Annotated in this window: 23 protein-coding genes; 12 read left to right on the forward strand and 11 right to left on the reverse strand. The window is 61.9% G+C overall.

Annotated elements, in window-relative coordinates; genetic code table 11:
• The first annotated feature begins 1 nt into the window (after position 1).
• Complete coding sequence (gene lnt / locus E3T38_RS10790; protein ID WP_134548200.1) at positions 2-1,528, forward strand: apolipoprotein N-acyltransferase; 1,527 nt, start codon at positions 2-4, stop codon at positions 1,526-1,528.
• Between the two features lie 69 nt (positions 1,529-1,597).
• On the opposite strand, the gene E3T38_RS10795 is transcribed toward lnt, so the two are convergent.
• The 4 genes from E3T38_RS10795 to E3T38_RS10810 form a co-directional block, all read right to left on the reverse strand.
• Positions 1,598-1,966, reverse strand: coding sequence for an RNA polymerase-binding protein RbpA (locus E3T38_RS10795; protein ID WP_134548201.1), 369 nt, complete (start codon positions 1,964-1,966; stop codon positions 1,598-1,600).
• 111 nt (positions 1,967-2,077) lie between these two features.
• Entirely contained in the window at positions 2,078-2,842 is a 765-nt protein-coding gene (locus tag E3T38_RS10800) for a glycerophosphodiester phosphodiesterase family protein (RefSeq protein WP_241984415.1), read from the reverse strand.
• A 3-nt stretch (positions 2,843-2,845) separates the two neighbouring features.
• A complete protein-coding gene (locus E3T38_RS10805) occupies positions 2,846-3,823 on the reverse strand; it encodes an SPFH domain-containing protein (RefSeq protein ID WP_134548202.1) in 978 nt (325 codons plus the stop codon).
• Complete coding sequence (locus E3T38_RS10810) at positions 3,816-4,310, reverse strand: NfeD family protein (protein ID WP_104198032.1); 495 nt, start codon at positions 4,308-4,310, stop codon at positions 3,816-3,818. The genes E3T38_RS10805 and E3T38_RS10810 overlap by 8 nt, the downstream gene beginning before the upstream one ends.
• Positions 4,311-4,473: 163 nt before the next feature.
• Between E3T38_RS10810 and E3T38_RS10815 the strand changes: the two genes are divergently transcribed.
• The 3 genes from E3T38_RS10815 to E3T38_RS10825 are packed head-to-tail and all read left to right on the forward strand — an operon-like array spanning position 4,474 to position 9,801.
• On the forward strand, positions 4,474-5,238 hold the full coding sequence (locus tag E3T38_RS10815) for an SDR family oxidoreductase (protein WP_134548203.1): 765 nt from the start codon (positions 4,474-4,476) through the stop codon (positions 5,236-5,238).
• 14 nt (positions 5,239-5,252) lie between these two features.
• Complete coding sequence (locus E3T38_RS10820; protein ID WP_134548204.1) at positions 5,253-7,433, forward strand: S9 family peptidase; 2,181 nt, start codon at positions 5,253-5,255, stop codon at positions 7,431-7,433.
• Entirely contained in the window at positions 7,396-9,801 is a 2,406-nt protein-coding gene (locus E3T38_RS10825) for an excinuclease ABC subunit UvrA (protein WP_134548205.1), read from the forward strand. Before E3T38_RS10820 ends, E3T38_RS10825 begins: the two co-directional genes overlap by 38 nt.
• Positions 9,802-9,822: 21 nt before the next feature.
• Here the strand turns inward: E3T38_RS10825 and E3T38_RS10830 are convergent, their stop codons facing one another.
• Together E3T38_RS10830 and E3T38_RS10835 are read right to left on the reverse strand one after the other, a co-directional pair.
• On the reverse strand, positions 9,823-11,328 hold the full coding sequence (locus tag E3T38_RS10830) for a mannitol dehydrogenase family protein (RefSeq protein ID WP_134548206.1): 1,506 nt from the start codon (positions 11,326-11,328) through the stop codon (positions 9,823-9,825).
• Positions 11,329-11,335: 7 nt separating this feature from the next.
• Positions 11,336-12,718, reverse strand: a complete 1,383-nt coding sequence (locus E3T38_RS10835; RefSeq protein WP_134548207.1) for an MFS transporter — start codon at positions 12,716-12,718, stop codon at positions 11,336-11,338.
• A gap of 144 nt (positions 12,719-12,862) precedes the next feature.
• Between E3T38_RS10835 and E3T38_RS10840 the strand changes: the two genes are divergently transcribed.
• The 6 genes from E3T38_RS10840 to E3T38_RS10865 all read left to right on the forward strand — a co-directional run bounded on the left by E3T38_RS10840 (position 12,863) and on the right by E3T38_RS10865 (position 19,286).
• Positions 12,863-13,708 carry a DeoR/GlpR family DNA-binding transcription regulator gene (locus tag E3T38_RS10840; RefSeq protein ID WP_166805497.1) on the forward strand — a complete coding sequence of 282 codons (846 nt, stop codon included), beginning with the start codon at positions 12,863-12,865 and terminating at the stop codon, positions 13,706-13,708.
• Between the two features lie 328 nt (positions 13,709-14,036).
• A complete protein-coding gene (locus tag E3T38_RS10845; protein ID WP_134548209.1) occupies positions 14,037-14,966 on the forward strand; it encodes an aldo/keto reductase family oxidoreductase in 930 nt (309 codons plus the stop codon).
• Between the two features lie 29 nt (positions 14,967-14,995).
• On the forward strand, positions 14,996-16,894 hold the full coding sequence (locus E3T38_RS10850; RefSeq protein ID WP_134548210.1) for a Na+/H+ antiporter: 1,899 nt from the start codon (positions 14,996-14,998) through the stop codon (positions 16,892-16,894).
• 151 nt (positions 16,895-17,045) lie between these two features.
• Positions 17,046-17,750 carry a DNA-3-methyladenine glycosylase gene (locus E3T38_RS10855; RefSeq protein WP_134548211.1) on the forward strand — a complete coding sequence of 235 codons (705 nt, stop codon included), beginning with the start codon at positions 17,046-17,048 and terminating at the stop codon, positions 17,748-17,750.
• A 54-nt stretch (positions 17,751-17,804) separates the two neighbouring features.
• The gene (locus E3T38_RS10860; protein ID WP_134548212.1) at positions 17,805-18,653 is read left to right on the forward strand and encodes an alpha/beta fold hydrolase; all 849 of its coding nucleotides are present in this window, start codon (positions 17,805-17,807) and stop codon (positions 18,651-18,653) included.
• Positions 18,654-18,875: 222 nt separating this feature from the next.
• Positions 18,876-19,286 (forward strand): ester cyclase, encoded by a 411-nt coding sequence (locus E3T38_RS10865; RefSeq protein ID WP_134548213.1) that lies wholly within the window; start codon positions 18,876-18,878, stop codon positions 19,284-19,286.
• A 162-nt stretch (positions 19,287-19,448) separates the two neighbouring features.
• Here the strand turns inward: E3T38_RS10865 and E3T38_RS10870 are convergent, their stop codons facing one another.
• From E3T38_RS10870 to dhaK, 4 genes are all read right to left on the reverse strand, one after another.
• Positions 19,449-19,670 (reverse strand): hypothetical protein, encoded by a 222-nt coding sequence (locus tag E3T38_RS10870; RefSeq protein WP_134548214.1) that lies wholly within the window; start codon positions 19,668-19,670, stop codon positions 19,449-19,451.
• 74 nt (positions 19,671-19,744) lie between these two features.
• Complete coding sequence (gene dhaM, locus E3T38_RS10875) at positions 19,745-20,440, reverse strand: dihydroxyacetone kinase phosphoryl donor subunit DhaM (RefSeq protein ID WP_134548215.1); 696 nt, start codon at positions 20,438-20,440, stop codon at positions 19,745-19,747.
• Entirely contained in the window at positions 20,440-21,138 is a 699-nt protein-coding gene (gene dhaL, locus E3T38_RS10880) for a dihydroxyacetone kinase subunit DhaL (RefSeq protein WP_134548216.1), read from the reverse strand. The genes dhaM and dhaL overlap by 1 nt, the downstream gene beginning before the upstream one ends.
• 11 nt (positions 21,139-21,149) lie before the next feature.
• Positions 21,150-22,151, reverse strand: coding sequence for a dihydroxyacetone kinase subunit DhaK (gene dhaK / locus E3T38_RS10885; RefSeq protein ID WP_134548279.1), 1,002 nt, complete (start codon positions 22,149-22,151; stop codon positions 21,150-21,152).
• A 216-nt stretch (positions 22,152-22,367) separates the two neighbouring features.
• Between dhaK and E3T38_RS10890 the strand changes: the two genes are divergently transcribed.
• Together E3T38_RS10890 and glpK are read left to right on the forward strand one after the other, a co-directional pair.
• The gene (locus tag E3T38_RS10890) at positions 22,368-23,135 is read left to right on the forward strand and encodes an MIP/aquaporin family protein (RefSeq protein WP_134548217.1); all 768 of its coding nucleotides are present in this window, start codon (positions 22,368-22,370) and stop codon (positions 23,133-23,135) included.
• Positions 23,136-23,233: 98 nt separating this feature from the next.
• On the forward strand, positions 23,234-24,748 hold the full coding sequence (glpK, locus tag E3T38_RS10895) for a glycerol kinase GlpK (RefSeq protein ID WP_134548218.1): 1,515 nt from the start codon (positions 23,234-23,236) through the stop codon (positions 24,746-24,748).
• A 29-nt stretch (positions 24,749-24,777) separates the two neighbouring features.
• Here the strand turns inward: glpK and trpD are convergent, their stop codons facing one another.
• Positions 24,778-25,830 (reverse strand): anthranilate phosphoribosyltransferase, encoded by a 1,053-nt coding sequence (gene trpD / locus E3T38_RS10900; RefSeq protein WP_134548219.1) that lies wholly within the window; start codon positions 25,828-25,830, stop codon positions 24,778-24,780.
• Positions 25,831-25,934 lie beyond the last annotated feature (104 nt).

Genomic DNA, 25,934 nt, shown 5'->3' on the forward strand with positions numbered 1-25,934 from the left:
CATGTGGGGGAATGAGCGCGCGTTCAGCCTGCCGCTGTGGGCGGCTCTTGTCGTCGCGGCCGGAGCCGGCGCGGTTCTAGACGCCGGTTTTCCGGATCGCGACTGGTGGTACCTTGCGCCGGTGGGGGTCGCGCTCATGCTTCTGGCTCTGCTCGGTCGCAGCCTGGCGACGGGACTGCTCGTGGGACTGGTCGCCGGATTATCGTTTTGGCTGATTCATATCTTCTGGATCACCCTGTACCTCGGTCTCGTGCCGTGGTTTGCACTCGGCGGGTTGGAGAGCCTGTTTTTCGCCGTGGGGCTCGGCTTGACCGCCGTCGTCCTCCGGCATGGCCCTCGGGTCTGGCCGAGTGTCTGGGGGCGTCTCGGCGTTGTGCCGGTTATCGTGGCCGGTTTGTGGACGGCTAGGGAGGCAATCAGCGCGGTCTGGCCCTACGGCGGCTTTGCCTGGGGCCGGGTTGCCCTGTCACAGTCGGAGAGTCCGTTTGGTCCGCTCGTGGCCTGGGTAGGCCTGTCCGGCCTGAGCTTTATCCTGGTCTGGCTCAGTGCTCTCGCCGTACAACTATTCCGCGAACCGGAGCTGGCGCGCACGCTGCGCACGGGCATCGCCGTCGGCGCCGTCGCAGTAGTCCTCATCGTCCCGGCATGGCCGACTACCCAGAACGGCGAGGTTCGCCTCGCCGCGGTGCAGGGAAACGCGGATGCCGGTCTGTTTGCCGATTATTCGCCGGGTCAGATTCTGCAGGACCACACGTCGGCCACCCTGCCTCTGATCGGCGAGAAGGTCGATTTCGTGGTCTGGCCGGAGAACTCGAGTGACATCGACCCCACGCGCTCGCAGGCAGCCGCGCAAGTGCTCGACTACATCAGTACCGAAATGGACGCCCCTCTCATCACCGGCACTATCACCAAGCCCGATGACACCTACTACAACAGCTCGCTGCTCTGGGAGGCCGGCCGCGGCGCCGTCGATGTCTATGACAAGGTGCACCCGGTGCCGTTTGCCGAATACATGCCGGATCGGGCTTTCTGGCGACCATTCGCTCCGGACCTGATCGACCTCATCGGCCGGGATTACGGCATCGGCACCCGAGACAATATTTTTGACATCAACGGAGTTCTGGCTGGAATAGCGATCTGTTTCGACATCGCCGACGATCAGCTGGTACACGAAATGATCGACGACGGAGCCCGCGTTATTCTCGCCCAAACCAACAACGCCGATTTCGGGCACACCGATGAGAGCGTGCAGCAGCTGGCCATCGCCCGGCTGCGCGCGATGGAGACCAGCCGTACGGTCGTCAATATCTCAACCGTCGGCTCGAGCGCGATCATCACCCCCGATGGGGCGACGCTCGATAGCCTTTTGACCTTTACGTCGGGAGCCATGGTGCAGACCGTTCCGCTCAGCGACACCATCACACCAGCGATAGTGGCCGGCCGTGGACTCGAATGGCTCGTCTCGGGGCTGGGTTTGGCCGGATTGGCCCTGTGCGCGCGATCCGCTCGGCATCGCCGACACCGTTGACCAGAACCGACCTGTTAACCAACAACGACCCCGGCACAAAGTGCGGGGTCGTGCGGGTGTGACCGGCGGTTAGGCGCCGATCTTCTGCTGGCCACCACGGCGCAGACGCAACACCGAGAGGCGCTCTTCGAGCAACTCTTCGAGTTCATCTCTGGAGCGGCGTTCCAACAACATGTCCCAGTGGGTCCGGGCAATTTTCTCATCGGAGTGGTCAACGGTCACCGGCAGGGAGTCGACCAGTCGGGTCGCCGTCCTGGCACAGTACTTGCATTCCCACTCGTCCGGAGCCTCGGCATCGGCCGAAAAAATCATCACCGTCTCGCGCCCACACGTTTCACACCGGTAGGTATGAGTAACCCGGGGGGAGAAGGTGACGCCTTCTTCGCTTTGAAGGCTTTGTGCGCCCAATCTCATGCCACGCAAACTGCGGTCAGCCATAGTGTGGTCTCCTCTCGCGCGCGATCACATTTCGATCGCGATACTTACATAGTTCTAAACCATCAAGCTGGGTATAAACCTTCCCAGACCCCCTGTTCTGGGAGGTAATTCTCAGATTCTGAGAGTAGCAGCTTTGACAGCGAGATCCGTGCGATCTGTCACGATACCGTCAACTCCCAGATCGAAGAGTCGAACCATGTCCATCGGGTCGTTGATGGTCCATACGTGCACCTCGACGTCCACCCTGTGCATCATCGCGATGAAACGCGGTGTGACGATTCGAATTGGTCCCGCCCGCTCGGGTACTTGCACGGCGACGCAGCCCGCGAGCGTTTTGCGAACGAGGGAGGTCAGGCCCAGATTCGTCGCCGCCACGGCCCGCGCCACGAGCGACGACGACGCGGAGGAAACCACACCGGGCAGCAGGTCGACCACGCGGCGGCGACGCGAGTCGTTGAACGAGGTCACCAGGACTCGAGCCGTGGCTCGCTGGTCACGAATGGCCTGTGCGGCCGGCTCAGCCGCGGCATCTGTCTTGATGTCGATATTGAACAGTGCCGATGGAAACGCTTGGAGGGCATCGGCGAGGGACGTGAACGATTGTCCAAAGCCCCGGTTGATGCGCCTCAACTCAGGCATGGTCAGCTGGTCGATGCGAATATCGCGTCCGAGCGCAGTCAAGTCGGGGTCATGGCTGATCACAGCCACGCCGTCAAGCGATACGTGCACGTCGGTTTCGAGATGGGTGGCCCCGCCCGCCAGGGCCTTCAGGAAGGCGAGCAAGGAATTTTCCGGCGCCTCCCGTGCCAGACCGCGGTGAGCGAAAACCCGGGGATGCGGTGCTGCCAGAAAGATGGACTGTGCGCTCTCGGCCACCGACTAGGCCTGCTGCGCTGCTGCAGCCGTGGCCGTAGAAGCGGATGCCGCCGGTGCAGCGGACGCCGCCGTTTTTGGGCTTTGAGTATTCGCACCAAAAGCACTGCCGATACCCTTCATCGCCTCGGTCAGTTCGCTCGGCACGATCCAGAGCTTGTTGGCGCTGCCTTCGGCCAGCTTGGGTAGCGTCAGCAGGTACTGGTAGGCGAGCAGCTTCGGATCTGGATCTCCGTCATGAATGGCCTTGAACACGGTGGTGATGGCTTCGGCCTCACCCTGCGCGCGCAATACCGCAGCTTTGGCGTCACCCTCAGCCTCGAGGATCGCCGCCTGGCGCGCTCCTTCGGCGGTGAGAATCGCGGACTGCTTGGTACCCTCCGCCGTCAGGATGAGGGCGCGACGGTCGCGTTCGGCTCGCATCTGCTTTTCCATCGAATCCTGGATGGAGTGAGGTGGCTCGATTGCTTTGAGCTCGACTCGACCCACCCGGATGCCCCATTTGCCGGTGGCTTCGTCGAGCACGATGCGCAACTGGCTGTTGATGTTGTCGCGGCTGGTCAGAGCCTCTTCGAGGTTCAACCCGCCGACCACGTTACGGAGGGTGGTCGTGGTGAGCTGTTCGACCGCACCGAGGTAGTTATTGATCTCGTAGGTAGCGGCGCGGGCATCCGTCACCTGAAAGTAGACGACGGTATCGATGGACACGACGAGATTATCCTCGGTGATCACCGGCTGTGGCGGAAAAGACACCACCTGCTCGCGAATGTCGAGAAGCGGCCGCACCCGGTCGACGAACGGCACCAGAAGATTCAAACCGGGAAGCAGCGTCTTGTGGTACTTGCCGAGGCGCTCCACTACCCCGGCGTTGCCCTGGGGAATGATGCGAATGGCCCGCACGAGGATGACGATGACGAACACCGCCAACACCGCGAGGAGGGCAATCACGAAGATCTGACCGATAAAAGCTGCGGGGTCAAGCATTGTTCTGGGTCCTTTCGGCGAAGATGACGACGGCGGTGGAGCCCTCGATGAGGTGCACGGTGACCGGCTGGCCGGGCTCGACACCAGAACGGAAACCGGCGTCGTTATCGGGGTGGGCCGGCAGAAGACGAGCGGTCCAGGTTTCGCCGTTGGCCAGTTTCACGAGCCCCCCGGTTTCGGTGACCGTCGACATGACACGGCCGGTCATTCCAATCAGCGCGGCGATGTTGCTGAGCGCCGGATCGCCCCCCTTGCGAAGGGCTCGCAGTAAGAAGGGGCGGATGGTCAAAAGCAAAAGCACCGACAACCCACCGGCTACCACGATCTGCAACCACCAGTCCAGTCCGAGCAAGTTGGCAGCCAAACCGCCCAGACTGCCGATGGAGATCATCAGGAAGGTGAATTCCAAGCTCAGCAGTTCGATGGTGATGGCCACGAGAATGAACACGAGCCACAAAATCCAGAGATAGTCGGTCAGGTCGACCATGTGTGACACCTTCCACATTCGGTTTCACCTCGAAACTAGCAGGTACCGGGTTCAACACGCCGAGGGAGCGACTGAGGCTTGTTGATAAGGTCGAAAGAGTAGGTAGTGGCCGATCAGGTCGCACTTCATCACGGAATTAAGTTGATTAATCAGAGGAGCATGCGTGACCAATCCACTTGCAGCAGGATCACTCGAGGGCAAGCGCGTACTCGTCACCGGCTCTTCCCGCGGTATCGGCGCCGATACTGTCGGGTATTTTGCTCAGGCCGGAGCGCGAGTCGTCATTAATTACCGTAATAAAGAGGCGCGAGCGAACAAACTCGCCGATGCCATTCGCGCCGCCGGCGGGGAGGCTATCACGGTCGGCGCCGACTTGACCGACCCGGTATCGGTTGCCGCGATGTTCGCGACCATCAGGTCCGAGTACGGGGGCCTCGACATTCTCGTGATGAACGCATCGGGCGGTATGGAAAGTGGTATGGCCGCTGACTACGCCATCAAGCTCAATCGCGATGCCCAAGTCAACTTGTTGAATGGGGCCATCCCGCTGCTCGGCGACGATTCCCGGGTTGTCTTTGTCACCAGCCACCAGGCGCACTTTATCAAGACGACAAGCACCATGCCGGAGTATGAGCCGGTCGCCCACAGCAAGCGCGCGGGCGAAGACGCCCTGCGCGCTGTCATTCCCGAACTCGAACAGTCCGGGATCGGATTCGTGGTCGTCTCCGGCGACATGATCGAGGGCACCATCACGGCAACGCTGCTCGAACGGTCCAACCCGGGCGCCCTGAACGCTCGCAAAGAGGCAGCGGGACGCCTATACAACGTCAGCGAGTTCGCGGCGGAGATCGTCTCGGCCGCGGTGGATCCGGTCCCGGTCGGAAATACCCGATTGGTCGGCGACACGACCGGGTTTACCGGCGAATAGAAAGTGAGAAAGCAATGAAAGCTGCCGATCTTCCGTTGCTCTATACCGTCTCGCGCCCGACGATCCACCCCGATGGGTCGCGGGCGGTATTCTCGCGGGTGAACGCCGACTTCGCAGCGGATGACTACGTCGGCCAGCTCTGGACCGTCGCGCTGGCGGGGGAGCCGGCTCCGCGCCGCATCACCCGCGGCTTTCGGGACTCGGCACCCCGGTTTTCCCCGGATGGCAGCCTGATCGCTTTTCTCAGGGCCGATGCCGGCGGTAGCGCACAGTTGCACGTTGTCGATGCGGCCGGGGGCGAGCCCCTGGCAATGACCGACGCGGTTCTCGGCGTGACCGATTTTCGGTGGCATCCACACGGTAGCCGGATCGCCTTTTTGGCTCGGGTTCCCGAACCCGGACGATACGGTACGGTCGTCGGCTTGTCAGCGGACTCAGAACCGGCCCGCCGCATCGATACCCTGCGTTACCGATCGAACGGGGTCGGATACACCAACGACCGACGCGTGCACGTGTTCCTGGCCGTGGTGCCCGATGTCTGGGGCGAACCGACGCCCGCACCCGTTCCTGTCACGGCCGATACAACTCGCGCTGAGCCCAAAAACCCACGGGATGCCGGGGAGAATCCCATTCTTCCGGTGCGGGCCAGCCTTTCGTCCGGACTTCCGATCGCGCGCCGGGTGACCGAGGGGGATTTCGACCACTTCGGCCTGGCCTTTGCGGCTGACGGGTCCAGGCTCCTCACCATCTCGGCGCGTCATACCGGCCGCGACAACGACCTGCGCAGCGAAGTCATCGAACTCAACCTCAGCCGCGACGAAGAAGCCACCCTGGCGGAGGAAATGATCGCTCCGGTTCGTACCGTCGTGCGTTCGGCTGAGAACCTGAGTATTTCGACTCTCGCCTGCGCCGATGACGGTACTCTCTGGCTACTCGCCACCGACATGGGTACGACCGGCCGAGATTTCGTCGGACGGGTAAGCGCACTGTACCGCAGCGGATTCCTGATTGATGGTTCAGCACCGATACGCGTCACCGACCCGCACCAGACCGACCAGGATCTACTCGATCTGGAGGCGACCGGGGATATCACTGTGCTGGCGGACGGTTCCGTACTCGTGCTCCGAGGCAGTCGCGGCCGCGTCGATCTGGTTCGGGTGCACCACGACGGGCACGTGGAGCCACTCGACTGCGGAGCAACCGTCGCGACCGCAGTGGGCGCCACCGGCGAATCTGTGGTCGTCGCCGTGCAGACCCCCGGTACGTCCGGTGAGCTCGTTCTCGTGCACACGTACCCCCTCGGCACGCCAATGCCGCACACCGAACCCAAACGCCTCACCGATTTCTCCGTGCACCTTCGCTCGACCGGCCTGGCGATGGGCATCGAACTCACCATCACCGGGCGAGACGGCTACCCGGTGCACGGCTTTGTGCACACCCCACCAGGGCCGGGCCCGCACCCGGTGCTCCTGACCATCCACGGAGGCCCGTACGCCCAGTACACCGAAGCGCTCCTCGATGAGACCCAGGTCTACGTCGATGCGGGCTATGCGGTGGTTCTCTGCAACCCGCGCGGATCATCCGGTTATGGCGAAGCCCATGGGCGCGCCATCCGCCAGCGTATGGGTACCCTGGACCTCGCTGACGTGTTGGACTTTCTCGACGGTGCCCTCGAAGCCGAGCCCGTCCTCGATGCGCAGCGCGTCGGCATCATGGGTGGGTCCTACGGCGGCTATTTGACCGCCTGGACGATCGCGCACGACCACCGATTTGCCGCCGCCATCGTGGAACGCGGTTTTCTCGATCCCGACGCATTTGTCGGGACGAGTGACATCGGCGATTTCTTCGGTGACGAGTATGCAGGAACGGATGCTGACCTGGTGCGGAGCCAAAGTCCGCAGTTCCTGGTCGGCCAGGTGAAAACCCCGACCCTCGTTCTCCATTCCGCGCAGGATCTGCGTTGCCCGTTGTCGCAGGGTGAGCGCTACTATACGGCGCTCAAACGCGGCGGAGTTCAGGCCGAACTGGTCATCTTTCCGGGGGAGAACCACGACCTCAGCCGTACCGGTCGCCCACGGCACCGTTTAGAACGGTTCGAGATTATTCTGGATTGGTGGGCCCGATTTCTGCCCAGTGCCACCAATCACAGGAGATTCGATGACCACGACCATGAAAACGGACACCCCGTCACCTGAACCGAAAATCGCGGACAGCCACGACCTGATCCGCGTGCACGGTGCCCGCGAGAACAATCTCAAGAACGTCAGCCTGCAGATTCCGAAGCGCCGGCTGACCGTGTTCACCGGCGTGTCCGGCTCGGGTAAAAGCTCGCTGGTGTTTGGCACCATCGCCGCCGAGTCTCAGCGCATGATCAACGAAACGTACAGCACGTTTGTGCAGGGGTTCATGCCGGCCCTCGCCCGGCCAGACGTCGATCTACTCGACGGGTTGACAACGACGATCATCGTCGACCAAGAACGAATGGGTGCCAACGCGCGGTCGACCGTCGGAACCGCCACCGATGCAAACGCGCTCCTGCGCATCCTCTTCAGCAGGCTCGGCCAGCCGCACATCGGCTCTCCGCAGGCATACTCCTTCAACGTCGCCTCGATCAGCGGCGCGGGTGCCGTTTCGATCAAACGCGGCGAACAGACGTTCAAGGAACGGCGCAGCTTTAGCATCACCGGCGGAATGTGCGCACGCTGCGAGGGCAGTGGCGCGGTCAACGACATCGACCTGACCGCGCTCTACGACGACACTAAGTCTCTTATCGACGGCGCGCTCACCATCCCCGGCTACAGCATGGACGGCTGGTTCGGCCGCATCTTCAACGGTTGTGGCTTCTTCGACCCCCATAAACCGGTCAAGGACTTCACTGACCGGGAGCTAAATGACCTACTCCGCAAGGAGCCGACCAAGATCAAGGTTGACGGTATCAACCTCACTTACGAGGGGCTGATCCCCAAGATCCAGAAATCGATGCTCTCCAAAGACCTCGACTCGCTGCAACCGCACATCCGAGCTTTTGTGGAACGGGCGGTGACTTTCACCGTCTGCCCCGACTGCGACGGGACCCGACTCAGCGCGGGGGCCCGATCGTCGAAGATTGGCGAAAACAGCATCGCCGATGCCTGCGCGATGCAGATCAGCGACCTCGTCGAGTGGGTGGGAGGTCTGAGTGATGCCTCCGTCGAACCGCTATTGGAGTCGTTACAGCGCCTGCTCAAATCTTTTGTCGAGATCGGGCTGGGCTACCTCTCGCTCGACCGCCCCTCCGGCACGCTCTCCGGCGGTGAGGCCCAGCGCACCAAGATGATCCGCCACCTCGGCTCGTCCCTCACGGATGTCACGTACGTCTTCGATGAGCCGACGATCGGCCTGCATCCGCACGACATCCAGCGAATGAATAGCCTGCTGCTCCAGCTGCGTGACAAGGGCAACACCGTGCTCGTTGTCGAGCATAAGCCGGAGATGATCGCGATCGCCGACCACGTCGTCGACCTCGGCCCAGGAGCGGGATCGGATGGTGGCGTCATTGTGTTCGAGGGCACCCTGGCCGGTCTTCGATCGAGCGATACCGTGACCGGCCGGCACCTCGACGACCGTGCGACGGTGAAACCGAGCGTGCGCAGACCTGCCGGGGTATTGCAGGTTCGCGGCGCCACCGCCCACAACCTGCAGAACGTCGATGTGGACATCCCGCTCGGTGTGCTGACCGTGTTGACCGGCGTGGCCGGGTCGGGCAAGAGTTCACTGATCCAGAGTTCGGTGACGGGCCGCGACGGAGTGGTCTCTATTGACCAGGGCGGGATCAGGGGCTCCAGACGCAGCAACCCGGCGACATACACGGGGATGCTTGAACCGATCCGCAGGGCCTTTGCCATGGCCAACGGGGTCAAACCGGCGCTGTTCAGCTTCAACTCAGAGGGAGCGTGCCCCAACTGTAACGGCGCAGGCGTCATCTACACCGACTTGGGCGTGCTGGCCGGCGTCGCAATACCCTGTGAGGTATGCGAAGGAAAGCGTTTCGAAGCATCCGTTTTGAAGTACCACCTCGCGGGACGCGACATTAGTGAGGTGCTGGCGATGTCGGTGACCGAGGCTGGGGAATTCTTTGGAACGGGCTTGGCACGAACCCCGGCAGCTCATGCGATCCTGGGCCGACTCGCCGATGTCGGGCTCGGCTATCTCAGCCTCGGCCAACAGTTGCCGACCTTGTCCGGCGGCGAACGCCAGCGGCTGAAGCTCGCCACGCACATGGCCGAAAAAGGTGAGGTGTATGTTCTGGACGAGCCCACCGCCGGTCTGCACTTGGCCGACGTCGAGAATCTGCTCGGCCTGCTCGATCGGCTCGTCGATTCCGGGAAGTCGGTCATCGTCATCGAGCACCATCAAGCCGTCATGGCGCACGCCGACTGGATCATCGACCTCGGCCCGGGCGCAGGTCACGACGGCGGCCGAATCGTCTTTGAGGGAACGCCTGCTGACCTCGTGGCCGCGCGTTCGTCCCTCACCGGCGAGCACCTCGCGGCCTACGTTGGTGCTAAGCCCCCGACTGTGTAGTCCAACCGGCACTCCAGCAGGTTACGCGAGGAGCGCGACCAGCGTTTCGCGGGCACCGACCGTGTGCAGCAGCTCAAGCGCCCGGTCGTAGGCCGCGACAAACGTCGTGTCGTCGACGAGATCAGCAAACAGGTCCCGGTCGCGCAGGAAGGAATGCCGGTCGGAGGCGAATCCGGCAGCGTTGTTCATAACACGTTCCCTGAGACGGTCGGCGACCTCGATAGGCTGGCCCTGTTCATCCGTTCCTTCCGCGTAGCGGGCCCAGCTGGCCACGATCGCCGCTGACAGTTGCACCGAACGACCAGCCGCGAGCTGGTCGACGATCACCGGCACGAGCCACTTCGGGATCCGGTCGGAGGACTCGTTGCAGAGCCGCGCGACGGTGTCGCGTACGCCTGGGTTCGAGAACCGAGCGATGAGCTCGTCTTTGTAGGCTTCGAGGTCTATGCCGGGTACCGGCTTGAGCGTGGGGGAGCCCTCGCGGTCCATGTAGGCGCGAAGGAAGCCGGCGATCAGCGGATCAGCCGCAGCGTCGTGCACGAGTCGGTAGCCGCACAGGTGCGCGAAATAGCACAGGCCTTGATGGCTGGCATTCAACAAACGCAGCTTCATGAGCTCGTAGGGCTCAACGTCGGCGACGAGCTGGGTGCGCACGTGCTCGTACGGTGGTCGACCGTCGGTGAAGGAGTCCTGTAGGACCCATTGGAAGAAGGGCTCGCAGACCACGGGCCAGGCGTCCAGCACACCGAAGGTCGCGGCGACGAGAGCGCGATCCTCGTCTGTCGTGCTGGGGGTGATGCGGTCGACCATACTGTTCGGGAAACGTACGTGTTCGTCGATCCAGGCGGCCAGTTCGGCGTCGCGGGCGGTTGCGAACGCTATGAAGGTACGGTGGGCAACCTCACCGTTGTTCTGCAGGTTGTCGCAGGACATGACCGTGAAGGGGGGCACTCCGCGGTCGCGCCGGCGACGCAGAGCCTCAACGGTGATGCCAAAGACTGTGGCTGGTGCGGCGCCGGGCGCCAGGTCGGCCTGCACCTGTGAGTTGCCGAGGTCGAAAGCCCCGGTCACAGGGTTGATGTTATAGCCGCCCTCGGTCACGGTGAGTGAGACGATCTTTACCTCGGGGCTAGCCATCCGCTCGATGACAGCATCGACGTCGTCGGGGGCGAACATAAAGTCGATGATCGATCCGATGACGCGGCCCTCCAGATGCCCGTCGGCGTGCTTTTCGACCAACGTATAGAGGCCATCCTGAGCGGCTAAGACGTCCCGCATGCGCGCGTCACCGGCCAGCACGCCGACTCCGCAAATGGCCCAATCGCGGGCCAGGCCCTGGCTGAGCAGGTCGTCGATCATGAGTGCCTGATGCGCCCGGTGAAACCCGCCGACACCGAAGTGCATGATGCCCGCCGTCAATCCGGTGCGGTCGTAGGACGGAACACGCACGGTGGCGGCGAGGGCGGGTAGGGACTCCGTGGTGAGGGTGAGGCCGGTGAAAAAAGGGGGAGTGGTGAGTGTGGTCATGTGGGTCTCAATTCAATCGAGCGTCATCAAATGGAATGCGAGCGGGCACACCGTGGAAGCCAGGCTGCGTTCCCCGCAAGACGGAGGCCATCACAGCGGCCACAAGGTACAGCGCGGCAAAGAGCACCACGAGTCCGAGTGCGCCGAGGGGGCCGTAGAGCAGTGCCACCAGGAGCGGGCCGGCGAACACGGCCGCGCCGATGCCGAGGTTGTAGGAGCTCATTGCCGCCCCGGGCTGCTGCGGGGCGAGCGACACGGCGATCGCGGACAGTGGCACAAACCCGGCGAGGCCGATTCCAAAAATCGCCCCGACGAGGAGGGTGAGGCCGTAGGCGAACGGCCAGCCCTGACCGATGGCGTAGACGGGTACGACGTAGAGGCCGATCATAGATACGGCGCAGAGCACGGCGCCGAACCAGGTGACGGTGCGGCTCCAGCCGAAGCGGTCGCCGAGCGCGCCGAAGACGAGGTTGAAGGGAATGTTCACCGCGTAGATCACGGTGGTGAGAATCAGGAATTGGCCGATCGACCAGCCGAACCGATCCACGAACAGGGCCGGGAAGAAGATTGCCATGCCATAGGTGGGGATCGAGTTGATCATGCGGGTGAGCATAACGAGCAGCACCCTCGGTTTGGTGGCGAGAAGTTTGAGCCCGTAGGACAGGACTGTGACGACCTCCGAGGGATTGTCGACGAGGGGCTTGCGACCGGTCTTATCCTTGACACCGATAAAGGCGACGACGGCCCCGCTGACGACGAGCACGAGGGAGACCCAGAGGGTTTGATACATCGAGAGATGAAAGATGTCGAGGGCGCCGGTCGCAACGAGCGCGCCGAGGGTGGGAAGTCCGGCGGTGAAAGCCACGTAGAACCAGCCGATGGAGCTCGCGAGGTGCCTGGGGTTGGCTGTTGCGGTGATCCAGACCAGGAACCCGTAGGCGAAAAAAGGGTAGCCAAAGCCGCGCAGGCCGTAGGTGACGAAGATGAGCATGATGTTGCTCGAGGTGAGGGCGACGGTGAGAAAAAGCAGGTTGAAGACGACCCAGATACCGGCGCCGATCATCATGACGCGGCGCGGGCCCCAGAGGTCAGAGAGAGCGGCGGAGAGGAACGCGGCGATGGCGACGGCCACGCCGTAGACGGTGACGAGCGTGCCGACGAGGGGGATGCTGAAGCCGTGGTCGCCGGTGAGGAATGGCGCAAGAATATTGGTCTCGACACCGTCACCGACCATGAACAGCGCCAGTCCGACGTAGCCCCAGAGCAGTGGGCGGGGGAGTCCGAGTCGGTCGAGCAGCCTGGGCCGGGCGAGGACGTTGGTCGCGCCTGCTGCGGTGCTTGGGTGGGTGCTTGGGTGGGTGCCTGGGTGGGTGAGAGCCTGAGGTGCCATTCTTCGCGTCCTTACGATGGTCCAGAGATCGAGCGCCCCAAAACTAACACATAGTCTCACTTATTTAACATGCAATCTGTTACGAGTCAGGAAATTGAACATATCGATTTAACAACACGCCTCAGGGCATCTATGCTGGCGATCATGAAGTTTGCCGACGTCACCGACGACGCTTCCCCTTCGCGGGATTCCCTCACGCGCGACGGCCTCACCGGTCCGGTGCGGCGTAGTGAACTGGTGCGCCACATCGAGGCGAACGGTCCCGTGCGACTAGAAAAGCTTGTCGAGACCTTCCGGGTCAGCGCCATGACTATCCACCGTGACCTTGATCTCCTGTCCCGCGAGGGGCTCATCGAACGCGTGCGGGGCGGGGCGCGTGCAAAACCGCATCCGTTTGCCGAGCAGGATGTCCGCCTGCGCCGGGCCACCCGGGTCGGTCTCAAGAAGGCTCTCGCCGCAGAGGCAGCCCTGCTGATCCGGACCGGCGACGTTGTCGCCTTCGATGACTCCACTACGGTCGCAGCTATGCTCGGCCACCTCGCCGAGCGCGCCCCGAGTGCGGTGGTTACCCACGCGCTTGGGCTGATGCGCGAACTGACGCAGATGCATCCGCAGATCTCGCTCGTGGGCCTCGGCGGACAATACGTGCACGAGACAGACTCGTTTCTTGGCGCCATCGTGGTCGAACAACTCAGTCGCGTCTCTGCCGACGTGGTTTTCGTGTCGACGACTGCGTTAAAGAATGATGCTCTCTTTCACCCGGATGCCGCGGCCGCTGAAACGAAACGAGCCTTGCTCACTCGGGCCGACCGCAAGGTTCTGCTGCTAGACGACAGCAAGTTCGAGGCTAAGGGGCTGTACCACGTGGCTGACCTGGCCGACTTCGACGACGTGATCGTCAATGCCGAACTCGCACCGGAGCTTCGTGGGCACCTCAACACACTCGGTCTGCGCGTGCACTACGTATCGACCCCGCCTGCCGAATTTTAGACGGGTCAAGAGCCCTCGAGCCAGACCGGTGAGTGCAGCCGGCGCGCAGCAATAAACACGGTTATACAGCTTTCACCATGTGACCGATAATGCACATTATGTCAATAAGTCGATAATCGTCTACCATTACCTGGCCCGCGCTGCTTCAAAGCAACCTCGACTCCCAGCCCAAGTAGAGCCCACAACTAGCGTGCCTTCAGCCGCAGACAAGATTTTTCACCGCCGATGTTGTTGCTCTGGGCCGACCGCAGACCGCAGATAACGTTCCGGTTGCGTTCAATCAGGTGATGAGTTGTTGTTCTGACTCGTCTGCACCCAGACTGGAGGCATGAAGACAATGACGTTACCGAATACCCACTTGGAAGTCTCGAACATCGTTCTCGGGCTGATGCGGATCGTTCCCCTCGGCGACGAAGAGATCCGATCCCTGGTTGGGGCCTCCCGGGACGCCGGCATAAACTTCTTCGATCACGCCGACGTGTATGGCAGCACCCCCCACGAATGCGAGCGTCGTTTCGGGGACGCGGTGACGTTTTCGGCAGAAGATCGGGCACGAGTGGCCATCCAGTCAAAAGTCGGCATTCGATCCGGCTTCTGGGACTTCTCCAAGGAGCACATCCTTGGGTCCGTCGACGAATCCCTCACGGCGTTGAAGACCGACTATCTCGACATGCTGCTGCTGCACCGCCCGGACGCCCTCGTGGAACCCGACGAGGTCGCTGAAGCTTTCAACGTCTTGCACGACGCGGGAAAAGTGCTCAATTTCGGCGTCAGCAATCACACCCCGGGGCAGATCGAGCTGCTGAAACGCTCGGTGGCCCAGCCGCTCATCGTGAATCAGGTACAACTCAGCATCACGCACGCGCCACTTATCGCCGCCGGCATGTCGGCCAACATGGCCGGCCTCGACCAGTCCATCGACCGGGACAACGGCATTCTCGATTACTGCCGACTCAACAACATCACGCTGCAGGCATGGTCGCCGTTTCAGAAGGGTTTCTTCGATGGTATTTTTCTGAACGATCGAGAAAACTACTCCGCGTTGAACGATGTCATCGATGACCTTGCTCGAACCTATGACGCTCCCCCGGCTGCCATCGCCGTCGCCTGGATCACCCGTCATCCTGCCCACATGCAGGTAGTGCTCGGAACGACCAGCGTTCGGCACCTTCTCGATTCGGCCGTGGGGTCTGATATCGCTCTTACTCGGGGAGAGTGGTATCGCATCTTCACTGCCGCTGGACATATCTTGCCGTAGTCCAGCCCCAGAAACCCTTGGCGGAAAAAATGGATGTTTCACTCGCTCTGCTCACTCTCGTCGTCGTTGTCTGCGCCGCCAGCGCCCTCGCGAGACGCTTGAACTTGTCTGTTCCGCTGCTGCTGGTGGTTGTCGGTGTCGTCGGCTCGTACCTGCCGTTTATTCCGGCGGTCCAGTTGGATCCGGAACTGGTGCTGGTGGGAATTCTTCCTCCGTTGCTGTACGCAGCCGCCATCCGTACCTCCCTGGTCGAGTTCCGCACCAACCTGCGCTCCATCGGCCTGCTGTCGGTCGGTTATGTCATTTTCGGTACCGTGGCCATCGGCCTCATCGTCTGGTGGCTGATCCCGGAAATTCCCCTGGCAGCGGCGTTCGCCCTGGGGGCGGTGGTGGCTCCCCCGGATGCGGTGGCGGCGACTACAATTGCGCGCCGAGTTGGGCTCCCGCGCCGGGTAGTGAGTCTTCTGGAAGGTGAGTCGCTGGTCAACGATGCGACCGCTCTGGTACTTCTTCGCACGGCGATCGCTGCCATTGGTGGCAGTGTCACTGTCTGGCAAGTGGCGTCAGATCTTGCTTTTGCTGCCGTTGGCGGTGTCGTGATCGGCCTGATCGCTGCATGGCTCCTGCTGCAGATCCGAAAACGCGTGCGCAATGTAGCCATAAACACGTCCATGTCGCTAGCAGCCCCGTTCGTGGCCTACATTCCAGCCGAGGAGATCAACGCATCTGGCGTGTTGGCTGTCGTTGTGGCTGGCCTGGTGATCGGCACCAAGACGCCCGCTATGCCGGGTGGCGCGTCGCGACTGAGCCAGCGCAGCAACTGGGCCACGGTGCAGTTCCTGCTTGAGAACTCTGTTTTCCTGCTGATCGGGTTACAAGTGCGATCGATCATTGAAGCGACCTCGGGCGACTCACTGGGTGCCGGGCGCATTTGGGGTGCCTGCGCTGTCATACTCGTTGCGGTTCTCTTGTTGCGCCCGATTTGGGTGTTCCCGGCAATTTATCTCCCCCGCCTGTTCCCCAAAATTCGAAAGGCCGACCCCGCACCACCCTGGCAGTTGCCCGCCATCGTGTCGTGGGCCGGCATGCGCGGTGTGGTCACCCTGGCTGCCGTGTTCGCCCTGCCCGAAGACGTCGCACACCGTCCCGTCCTCGTTCTCGCGGCTCTAGGGGTGGTGGCCGGAACCCTGGTCGTGCAGGGCCTGAGCCTGCCGTGGCTGGTTCGTATCCTGGGGGTACGCGGTCCAGATACCAAAGCGGATGCGCTCAGCCAGGCCGCGCTCACGGATCAGGCCACCGCCGCGGGGATAGCAAACCTGCGCCGGCACGCCCGGCCCGACGATCCACCGGAGGTACTCGACATGCTCGAACGCCGCACACAGGAACGCAACCGGGCGGCCTGGGAGCGCCTCGGACGTTCAGAGCTTGCAGACCGCACTCCCAGTAAGCGCTATGTACAGTTGCGGCTGGCCATGCTCGACGCTGAGCGCGCCAAGGTTCTGAAACTGCGCCATTCGGGCGAATATGCCCACGAGGTGATCAGCGAAGTGCTTGAGATGCTCGATGTTGAGGAATCTATGTTGGATACCTCGCCCGACGACCTGAGCATCGACTTCAGCGCCGAAACTCATCCCGCGACCAAGCCCGACACCTCTGGAGTGCCTCTGGGCGCCGGCGGCTGTGAGCACTTACGAGCAGTCGGTGAGCATCCGGTACCGCCGGATGCGGAATGCAGCGACTGTGTGCGCGAAGGCACCAGCCCAGTACACCTTCGGATGTGCCTAATCTGCGGCAACGTGGGGTGCTGCGATTCATCCGTCGGTCAGCACGCGACCAGGCACTTCCAAGAGTCCGGCCACCCCATCATGTGCAGCGCCGAGCCACGGGAATTGTGGCGTTGGTGCTACGTTGACGAACTCCTCGGTTAGCGAGTGCTCGTCGACACGCCCATGACTCACCGTAGATCCTCGCCGCGGATCCGCGTCGTGAGTTGGCACTGCTGTTCTGGCACGTGGACTTCCCAGATTCACTCAACGACTTGGGCGATCGCTTCTCACCGCGCGTCGATACGCTGACCAGATGAGTGTTCTCAATGGCTTTCATTTAGCGGACCGAGGGTTCTTTTCCCGCGAGGTGCTCCATGTTGCGCCGGAAATTCTCGGCTGCATCCTTCAACACACCGATGACGATGGCACTGTGGCCATTCGAATTACCGAGGTTGAGGCGTATGCGGGGGAACGCGACCCCGGCGCGCACAGTTATCGGGGCGAGACGAATCGGAATAGGACAATGTTCGGCCCCGCCGGCCACCTGTACTGCTACTTCACCTATGGAATGCACCACGCTCTCAACCTCGTCGCTGGACAACCCGGCCAGCCATACGGTTGTCTCATTAGGGCGGGAGACGTGATAGAGGGTTCCGACATTGCCCGAATCCGGCGAGAAAGCAAGCCACGAAAGGTTCCTCTCCTGGATAAGGGTTTGGCGCGAGGCCCCGGCTGCGTTGCCCAAAGCTTCGGAGCAACCCTGGACAACGACGGTGACGATCTTTTCGGCGGACAGTGGAAGTTCTTCATTCCGGATGACGGTGTGATTTTAACGCACCAAACCGGACCCCGCGTTGGCGTCAGCGGGCCCGGCGGAGATGCGACCAACTTCCCTTGGCGGTATTGGTTAGCTGATGCGTCATCCGTCTCAACCTACAAACCAGCGAAATACCGCGGTTCGACCGGATCCCCCCATACCATCGTTTCAGCGATTTCCCAGCGAACCTCGATTGTCTAAGAGGCACAAACTCCGTAACCTCCAACGAACCATCAACGATTGCGAGGAGAGCCCATGCCTTTCATTACCGTCCCTGGTCAAAACGGGCCTGATGTCGAACTGCACTATCAAGACGTCGGTGCCGGCAAGCCCGTTGTACTGATTCACGGCTGGCCACTCAGCAGCAGGTCCTGGGAAGGTCAGGTACCCGCGCTGGTCGACGCCGGTTGCAGAGTCATCACATACGATCGCCGCGGGTTCGGCCAGTCATCTCAGCCGTGGAACGGGTACGACTATGACACGTTTGCCGCCGACTTGAAGGCCGTTCTTGATGCCCTCGACCTGCGAGACGTCACTCTTATTGGATTTTCAATGGGTGGCGGCGAGGTCGCTCGTTACGTGGGAACATACGGCACCGACCGCATCGCGAAGCTCGTCTTCGCCAGCGCAGTACCGCCGTACCTCTGGAAATCGGATGATAATCCTGATGGAGGTGTCGATGCCGAACTGGCACAGTGGTTTCACGACGGCTTGACCGAAGACCGCCCGGCATTCCTGCATGAATTTGTTCAGATGTTCTTCACTGCCGGAAAGCCCTCGTTGGTCAATAAGCCGAAGGTCAGTTCCGAGCAAATTGCGTACAACCGTAATCTGGCCGAAATGGCCTCGCCTAAAGGCACACTCGACTGCACGGCCGCATTCGCTACGACAGACTTCCGCGATGATCTGTCGAAAATTACCGTACCGACCTTGGTAATACACGGCGACTCCGACACGATCGTGCCATTCGAGGTCAGTGGAAAGCGTACTCACGCAGCCATTTCCGACAGCGAACTCGTGGTGATCGAAGGTGCCCCGCACGGTCTGACCGTTTCACATCGGGAGGAATGGAACCGGCACGTACTCGCCTTCCTCGCCAAATAGCGAAACCGAAAAGGGTGCGCGCTGGCGGGCAGAATCCAACGCGCAAATCCTCGTCGTCTCTTTTGGGGTCGTGGCCGTGCGGCAGCGTGCAGGAGCTGACGCTTTTTTCGGCCTGATCCTATAGCTCCTGCTGCCGGCGAAACGCTGAGCGTTAGCCGGGGTTCGGCCACCCAACACCTACATAGAACAATCCATGTCAAACCCCACGAAAAGAGTGAACACATGAGTAAAGATGCGAATATCGCCGCACAGCAGAAGTTCGGTGAAGCCGTGAACAGCGGAGAACTTGATCTTCTGGACGACCTCGTGGCCGAAGATGCAGTCGATAACGACCCTGCGCCAGGTCAAGGCCCGGGCCCAGCAGGCTACAAAGCATTCTTCGGCGAGATGATTGCCGCTTTCCCGGACCTGCACATCGAAGTCGAGCGCCTTGTCGCAAACGACACCGACGTCGCATTTGCCTATACGCTCACCGGTACCCACCAGGGGCCCTTCATGGGCCACTCCGCCAGCGGTAAAACGATGTCGGTCCGTGGCATGCAGATCAGCCGGTTCGAGAACGAGAAACTTGTAGAGCGGTGGGGCAGCAGCGACCAACAGGGCATGCTCGAACAACTGGGCCTCGCACCGTAGCCTGCGACAGCGGGCTTCCTCAATCGAAATGGCTGGGGCCGAAGATGGATTTACGTACCTGACGTGCTACGCGAGACGGCCTCGATCGCGCCCGGCCGATCATTTCGCCCGGTTCTGGGCCGTTTGTCCCGCACTCCCGCGGCGCCAAGTTGCCCTGACGAGTTAGGTACGTGTCTGGTGTATGACCATGCCAAATTCATTGACCGGTTCGAAGGCATCGCGGTCCCACGCTCCCGGATGGGCAACCGGGCAGTTGACCACGGTATTTCGGGTGGAATGATCAATGGTGTGTTCGTGCATGGCATGGCCGCAGATGGGGCACGCCTGTGCATTGGTCGTGGCGGGCTCTTCCGAACCTTTTGAGGTGTTCCTGTCCTGAATCATGCCATTACGATACGCCGGATTGGACAATAAGACACGGAACTGCTAGGAGTTTTCCTCAAGTAAGCGACGACGGCTCACTGCTCGCCGAAGCCTGATTCCAGCAAGTCCGCGAGGGCGTTGATCGCCGGTCCAGCCGCGGGGTCTGTCGACGTGAGTTGCACGCTGCTCCCCCGGGCCAGGCCGAGCGACATGATGCTCAGCAGACTGCGGGCGTCCGTGCCGTTCACGCTGATCGGAACTGAGAATGTGCTCGCGAGGTTGACGAATTCTGCGGCTGGCCGTGCGTGAAGACCGTCCTTGTTGATGAGGATCACCGTGCGTGACACCCCGGTCGCAACGGGAGGCCGGATCGCCGGCGTGGCTTCACTCATCACATGCAGCGCTGACTGCGCCGCCGCCACTACCTCGTCGAGGTCTCCCCCGGTTTCTGCGGCCACCGCCGCAGCCACCCCACCTTCGACGAAGGGCGCGTCGACAATTCGCACCTGGTCTTGCTCGGCCTCCTCGAGAAAATCGCGCACTGTTTCCGCGGTCAGGATGGCCGAACCGAGATCGCACAAGATCACCACCCCGGCACCAGCGTTCGCGGCGCTGATTCCGGCGCTGATCTTCTCAAAGCTCGTACCGATTCCACCGGAATCTGTTCCACCCGCGGCGACAAGACGCACCGTCGGTGCCATTTGACGCGCCAGTTCGACTAAGCCCGTCGCGATCTTCTCGCTGTGCGAAACGAAAATGATACCAACTCGTTTAGCGGATACCACCGCCATCAACGTTGCGACATCAGGTCGGCCGCGGCGCGCAGCAGCAATGACGTCGACTGGGAGCCCGGGTCTCGGTGGCCGATCGCTCGCTCTCCGAGATAACTCGCCCGTCCCTTGCGTGCTACCAGTGGCTCGGTAGACTGCGCGCCTTGCGCTGCAGCGTCTGCTGCGGCCATCAGGACGGTGCCAACGGGTGAGCCCGCCGTCTGCGCGGCCGACGCCGCGTTCACCGCCGGCGTCCAGGCGTCGATCATAGTCTTATCACCCTCCACTGCTTTGCCCCGCAGCACGATGCCGTCCCGCGCCGCCGTCAGCAGGGCGACCAGTGCGGTCGCATCCAACGATTGCGCCGCCCCGACAGCACCGGCGGCTTTGAGAAAGGCTGTGCCGTACAACGGACCGGCAGCGCCGCCCACCGTTGAGATCAGGGTTGTGGCGACGAGTTTCAACACGGCCCCGGGCGTTGTCTCGTCGGTAAGTTCTTCGAGCTTGGGCAGGATCGCCTGAAATCCACGATCCATGTTCTCCCCGTGGTCGCCGTCGCCGATGTCGCGGTCGAGGGTGTTCAGGGCGGCACGGTTGACTGCGAGTACCTCGGCGCTTCGCCGAATCCAGCGAATAGTCCAGCCAGCGTCCAGCCGGAGCGCTGCGTTGGCGAGGGCGGCGTCACCGACAACTGCGCCAGGTTCGTCGTTGGGGGTCATTGAATCTCCTTCTACCGTCCCCACCGTAGCGCGGACGTCTGCACCGGTGCGTCCCACAGTGCCGTGAGCTCGTCGTCGAGTTTCAGAACGGAGATCGATGCTCCCGCCATCTCGAGGCTCGTCGTGTAATTGCCGACCAGGCTCCGGGCGACTGCGATGCCGCGCTCCTGCAGAACTTCGGCGGCCCGGCGGAACACGATGTACAGCTCAATCTGTGGTGTGCCGCCCATACCGTTGACGAGCAGGAGCACCTTGTCGCCGCTGGCAAATGGCAGGTCCTCGAGAATGGGGCCGAGTAGCCGGTCCACGATGGCGTTGGCGGGCTCGAGCTTGATCCGCGCTCGCCCCGGCTCGCCGTGGATGCCAATGCCGATTTCGATTTCATCGTCGGCCAGGGTGAAACTCGGTTCCCCCGCGTGCGGCACGACGCACGGGGTGAGTGCGACGCCCATGGTGCGCACGCGGGAATTCACCTTCTCGGCCACGGCGACCACGGCATCCAGGTCATCTCCGCGCTCAGCGGCAGCTCCGGCAATCTTCTCAACGAGGACCGTTCCGGCAACCCCGCGGCGCCCGGCCGTGTACAGCGAGTCTTTGACGGCGACATCGTCATTGATGATGACCGTGCGAACCTGGATGCCATCAGCGGCTGCAAGATCAGCAGCGGTCTCAAAATTCAGCACGTCGCCGGTGTAGTTCTTGACGATGTGGAGCACTCCCGCTCCACCGTCGACGGCCTGTGTCGCTGCCAGGATGGGGTCCGGTGTTGGCGAGGTGAAAACGGGACCGGGAACGGCGGCATCCAGCATTCCGAATCCGACAAATCCTCCGTGCATTGGTTCGTGTCCGCTGCCGCCTCCACTGACGATTCCGACCTTGCCGCGCAGCGGCGCATCCGCGCGCACAATGAAAACCGGATCGTGCGAGACCCGCACAATGTCGGCGTGCGCCACCTCGAACCCGGCGACGGCCTCATTGACGACATTCTTCGGATCGTTGATGAGCTTCTTCATGACCAGCCATTCACTCGGTGGTGCCACGGATTCATTCGGGTGCTTCGCCCAAGCGCATTTTCCCACGCCCAACATACGCGGTCTTACCACGATCAGTAAGAGTCAGGGCGAACTCGCCTGGCCTATTCCCCTTCGTGACGCCCCGCGCTATGTTATGTCCGTCCGCTCACCGCAGAGGGGAGCTGCAGCATCCCTTGCCTGACCAGAAAGGTTCTCGTGGAAAATATCGGAGCTGTATTCGTCTCGGAGGTCGTGGGCACTGCGATGCTGGTTCTCCTCGGAACCGGCGTGGTTGCCAACGTCGCTTTGGCCAAAAACAAGGGCCTCGGAGGTGGGTTCCTCATGGTGACCATCGGCTGGGGCTTTGCGGTGTTCGCCGGTGTCATCGTCGCCTACCGCTCGGGGGCGCACCTTAACCCGGCCGTTACTCTAGGTCTCGTCGCCAACAACGCGGAGAGCTTCGGGATGGGAGTTCCCATCAACCCGGTCTCCGTGTTGGTCTACATCGGGGCCCAAATGCTCGGCGCCATTCTCGGTGCCATCGCCTGCTGGCTTGCTTACAAACAGCACTTCGACGCCGAACCAGACCCGGCTAACAAACTCGGGGTCTTCTCGACCGGGCCAGCCATCCGCTCGTACGGCTGGAACCTGGTCACCGAGATCATCGGCACCTTCGTGCTGGTTTTCGTCGTTATCGCCTTCGGTGGGGACCGGCAGGGAGTCAGTGGCGGTTTGGCGAGTCTCGGGGCGCTTCCCGTCGCCATCCTGGTTATTGCGATCGGCGCTTCCCTCGGTGGTCCGACCGGTTACGCCATCAATCCGGCTCGGGACCTCGGTCCACGCATCGCCCACTTCATCCTGCCGATCAAAGGCAAGGGAAGCTCTGACTGGGCCTACTCCTGGGTGCCCGTCGTCGGGCCAATCATCGGTGGCCTGCTCGCCGGCTGGGCTGCGCTGATTCTGCTGCCCTTGTTGGCCACTTGATTTGAACGAACGAACGGGCCCGTCCCGTGAACGGATGGGCCCGTTGTCATGCGACCACAGCTGAACTTCACACACACGCACAGGGAGGACACGCAGCAATGACTGATTACATTCTCGCGATCGACCAGGGAACGACCAGTTCTCGGGCCATTATCTTTGACAGGGCCGGATCAATCGTGTCGACCGGGCAACTCGAACACGAACAGATTTTTCCCCAGGCCGGCTGGGTTGAACACGACCCGAAAGAAATTTGGGACAACACCCGCGAAGTGATCGGGCAGGCATTGTCCAAGGCGAACCTCACACGGCACGACATCAGGGCCATCGGCATCACAAACCAGCGAGAAACAGCCGTGGTGTGGGACAAGACGACCGGTGTTCCCGTCTACAACGCGATCGTGTGGCAGGACACCCGCACCCAGCCCATCGTCGACCGCCTCGCCGGCGACGGAGGCGTCGAACGGTTCAAGAAAAAGGTTGGGTTGCCCTTGGCCACCTACTTCTCCGGCACGAAAATAGTATGGATCCTGGAGAACGTCGAAGGCGCCAGGGCCAAGGCCGATGCCGGCGACCTGCTCTTTGGAACAACGGACTCCTGGGTGTTGTGGAACCTCACCGGCGGAGTGGACGGCGGCGTACACGCTACCGACGTTACCAACGCTAGCCGTACCCTGCTCATGGATCTGGAAACCTTGCAATGGGACGACGAGATTCTCGCTATTTTCGACGTGCCCAAGTCGATGCTGCCCTCGATCCGATCGTCGTCGGAGGTGTACGGCACCGCACACACCTCGAGCCTGCTGCGTGAGGTTCCCATCGCCGGCATCCTCGGTGACCAGCAGGCCGCGACCTTTGGTCAGGCGGCGTTTGACCAAGGCGAAGCCAAAAACACGTACGGCACCGGGAATTTCCTGATCTTCAACACGGGTACCGAGATTGTGCATTCCAAGAACGGACTTCTCACGACTGTGGGGTACAAACTCGGCGACGATGCCCCGCACTACGCCCTGGAGGGATCCATCGCCGTGACGGGCGCCTTGGTGCAGTGGATGCGCGACAATCTTGGCATGATCAGCTCGGCCTCCGAGATTGAGGATCTGGCAAAAACCGTCGATGACAACGGCGGTGCATACTTTGTACCAGCGTTTTCGGGATTGTTTGCGCCGTACTGGCGCTCCGACGCGCGCGGTGCCTTGGTCGGTCTCACCCGATTTGTAAACAGAGGCCACATAGCACGCGCAGCATTGGAAGCGACGGCGTTCCAGACGCGGGAGGTCATCGATGCGGTCAATGCTGACTCGGGTGTTCCCCTCACGGAGATCAAGGTCGACGGCGGGATGATCGCCAACAACCTCCTCATGCAGTTTCAGGCGGACATCCTCGGCGTTCCCGTGGTTCGCCCAGTCGTTGCGGAAACGACAGCGTTGGGTGCAGCCTATGCTGCTGGTCTCGCGGTGGGCTTCTGGGCGGGGCTCGACGAACTGCGCACCAACTGGCAGGAAGACAGCCGGTGGACGCCACAGATGGACTCAACCGAACGCAACCGCCAGCTGCGCAACTGGAAAAAAGCGGTCACGAAGACTTTCGGGTGGGTCGACGAGGACGTTCTCTAGTGAGCCTCAACCGCACGGCGGCCTCGATTTCAGGCCTCGGTTGCCGCAATCCACGCTGATAATTTGGCCGTGGCCACACCGGAGTCAATGGCTTCGGCGGCCACGGCCACCTTATTGCGGAAGCGGTCCAATATCGCCACTTGCACTTGAGACGCGTCATTGGCCAGGTCGAAGGCCACCAACCCGGCTGCGGCATTGAGCAAAACAATGTCGCGAATGGGACCAGGCTCTCCGGCGAGGACGGAGTGCACGACATCCGCGTTGTGCTGAGGCGAACCGCCGACCAGATCGCGAATCTGTGCTCGATGGATGCCGAGGTCCCGCGGGTCGATGTCGTGTTCGGTCACCAGGCCGCGCGACACTTCCCAAACGTGGCTGTGCCCGGTTGTCGTCATTTCGTCGAGGCCATCATCCCCCCGAAAGACCAGGGCCGTTGCACCGCGAGTTTGAAACACCCCAACGAAGAGCGGCACCCGATCAAGGTCGGCCACGCCGACGGCGGATGCCTCGGGCCGCGCCGGATTGCACAGTGGACCGAGGTAGTTGAATACGGTGGGAATACCCAACTCTTTGCGAGTTAGGGCCACGTGGCGAAAACCAGGATGAAAAGCCGCAGCAAAGGCAAAGGTGATCCCGGTCTCCTTGAATACCTGGGCCACACGCGTCGCGTCCCGCGACAGGTCAATCCCCAATTCTCCGAGAACGTCGGACGATCCGGAAGCGGAACTGGCGGCGCGGTTACCGTGCTTGACTACCGGCACACCCGCTGCCGCGCAGACGATCGAGGCCATGGTCGAAATGTTAACGGTATTGAACTTGTCGCCCCCGGTTCCAACGATGTCGAGGGCCATGGGGTTGACCGGCAGGGCAACCGCCTGCTCGAGAATTGCATCACGAAATCCAACAATTTCGTCGACGGTCTCCCCTTTTGCACGCAGCGCCACTAGGAAAGCGCCGAGTTGGGACGGGGAAGCCTCCCCGAGCATGATCTGTTCCATGCTCCAGGCAGCATCCGCCACGCTCAGATCCCGTCCCTCCAAGAGGGAATTCAGTATGTTAGGCCAAGACTGCGATTCAAGCATGATTCCGATCATAGGAGAACGAGCGCAACTCCCCCGAATTTACGCCGTTCGTGCGCTGAATTAGCAGACTCCCAGCGGGTAGAAACTCTCAATTACACGCCCGA

This window comes from Cryobacterium sp. Hb1, from assembly GCF_004403585.1.
Taxonomy (GTDB): Bacteria; Actinomycetota; Actinomycetes; order Actinomycetales; family Microbacteriaceae; genus Cryobacterium; species Cryobacterium lyxosi.

What these genes read in the sequence shown, in the direction of transcription:
- lnt (WP_134548200.1), top strand. Translation starts at nt 2, where the DNA reads ATGTGGGGGAATGAGCGCGCGTTCAGCCTGCCGCTGTGGGCGGCTCTT.
- E3T38_RS10795 (WP_134548201.1), bottom strand. Translation starts at nt 1,966, where the DNA reads ATGGCTGACCGCAGTTTGCGTGGCATGAGATTGGGCGCACAAAGCCTT.
- E3T38_RS10805 (WP_134548202.1), bottom strand. Translation starts at nt 3,823, where the DNA reads ATGCTTGACCCCGCAGCTTTTATCGGTCAGATCTTCGTGATTGCCCTC.
- E3T38_RS10810 (WP_104198032.1), bottom strand. Translation starts at nt 4,310, where the DNA reads ATGGTCGACCTGACCGACTATCTCTGGATTTTGTGGCTCGTGTTCATT.
- E3T38_RS10820 (WP_134548204.1), top strand. Translation starts at nt 5,253, where the DNA reads ATGAAAGCTGCCGATCTTCCGTTGCTCTATACCGTCTCGCGCCCGACG.
- E3T38_RS10825 (WP_134548205.1), top strand. Translation starts at nt 7,396, where the DNA reads ATGACCACGACCATGAAAACGGACACCCCGTCACCTGAACCGAAAATC.
- E3T38_RS10830 (WP_134548206.1), bottom strand. Translation starts at nt 11,328, where the DNA reads ATGACCACACTCACCACTCCCCCTTTTTTCACCGGCCTCACCCTCACC.
- E3T38_RS10835 (WP_134548207.1), bottom strand. Translation starts at nt 12,718, where the DNA reads ATGGCACCTCAGGCTCTCACCCACCCAGGCACCCACCCAAGCACCCAC.
- E3T38_RS10840 (WP_166805497.1), top strand. Translation starts at nt 12,863, where the DNA reads ATGAAGTTTGCCGACGTCACCGACGACGCTTCCCCTTCGCGGGATTCC.
- E3T38_RS10845 (WP_134548209.1), top strand. Translation starts at nt 14,037, where the DNA reads ATGAAGACAATGACGTTACCGAATACCCACTTGGAAGTCTCGAACATC.
- E3T38_RS10850 (WP_134548210.1), top strand. Translation starts at nt 14,996, where the DNA reads ATGGATGTTTCACTCGCTCTGCTCACTCTCGTCGTCGTTGTCTGCGCC.
- E3T38_RS10855 (WP_134548211.1), top strand. Translation starts at nt 17,046, where the DNA reads ATGAGTGTTCTCAATGGCTTTCATTTAGCGGACCGAGGGTTCTTTTCC.
- E3T38_RS10860 (WP_134548212.1), top strand. Translation starts at nt 17,805, where the DNA reads ATGCCTTTCATTACCGTCCCTGGTCAAAACGGGCCTGATGTCGAACTG.
- E3T38_RS10865 (WP_134548213.1), top strand. Translation starts at nt 18,876, where the DNA reads ATGAGTAAAGATGCGAATATCGCCGCACAGCAGAAGTTCGGTGAAGCC.
- E3T38_RS10870 (WP_134548214.1), bottom strand. Translation starts at nt 19,670, where the DNA reads ATGATTCAGGACAGGAACACCTCAAAAGGTTCGGAAGAGCCCGCCACG.
- dhaM (WP_134548215.1), bottom strand. Translation starts at nt 20,440, where the DNA reads ATGGCGGTGGTATCCGCTAAACGAGTTGGTATCATTTTCGTTTCGCAC.
- dhaL (WP_134548216.1), bottom strand. Translation starts at nt 21,138, where the DNA reads ATGACCCCCAACGACGAACCTGGCGCAGTTGTCGGTGACGCCGCCCTC.
- dhaK (WP_134548279.1), bottom strand. Translation starts at nt 22,151, where the DNA reads ATGAAGAAGCTCATCAACGATCCGAAGAATGTCGTCAATGAGGCCGTC.
- glpK (WP_134548218.1), top strand. Translation starts at nt 23,234, where the DNA reads ATGACTGATTACATTCTCGCGATCGACCAGGGAACGACCAGTTCTCGG.
- trpD (WP_134548219.1), bottom strand. Translation starts at nt 25,830, where the DNA reads ATGCTTGAATCGCAGTCTTGGCCTAACATACTGAATTCCCTCTTGGAG.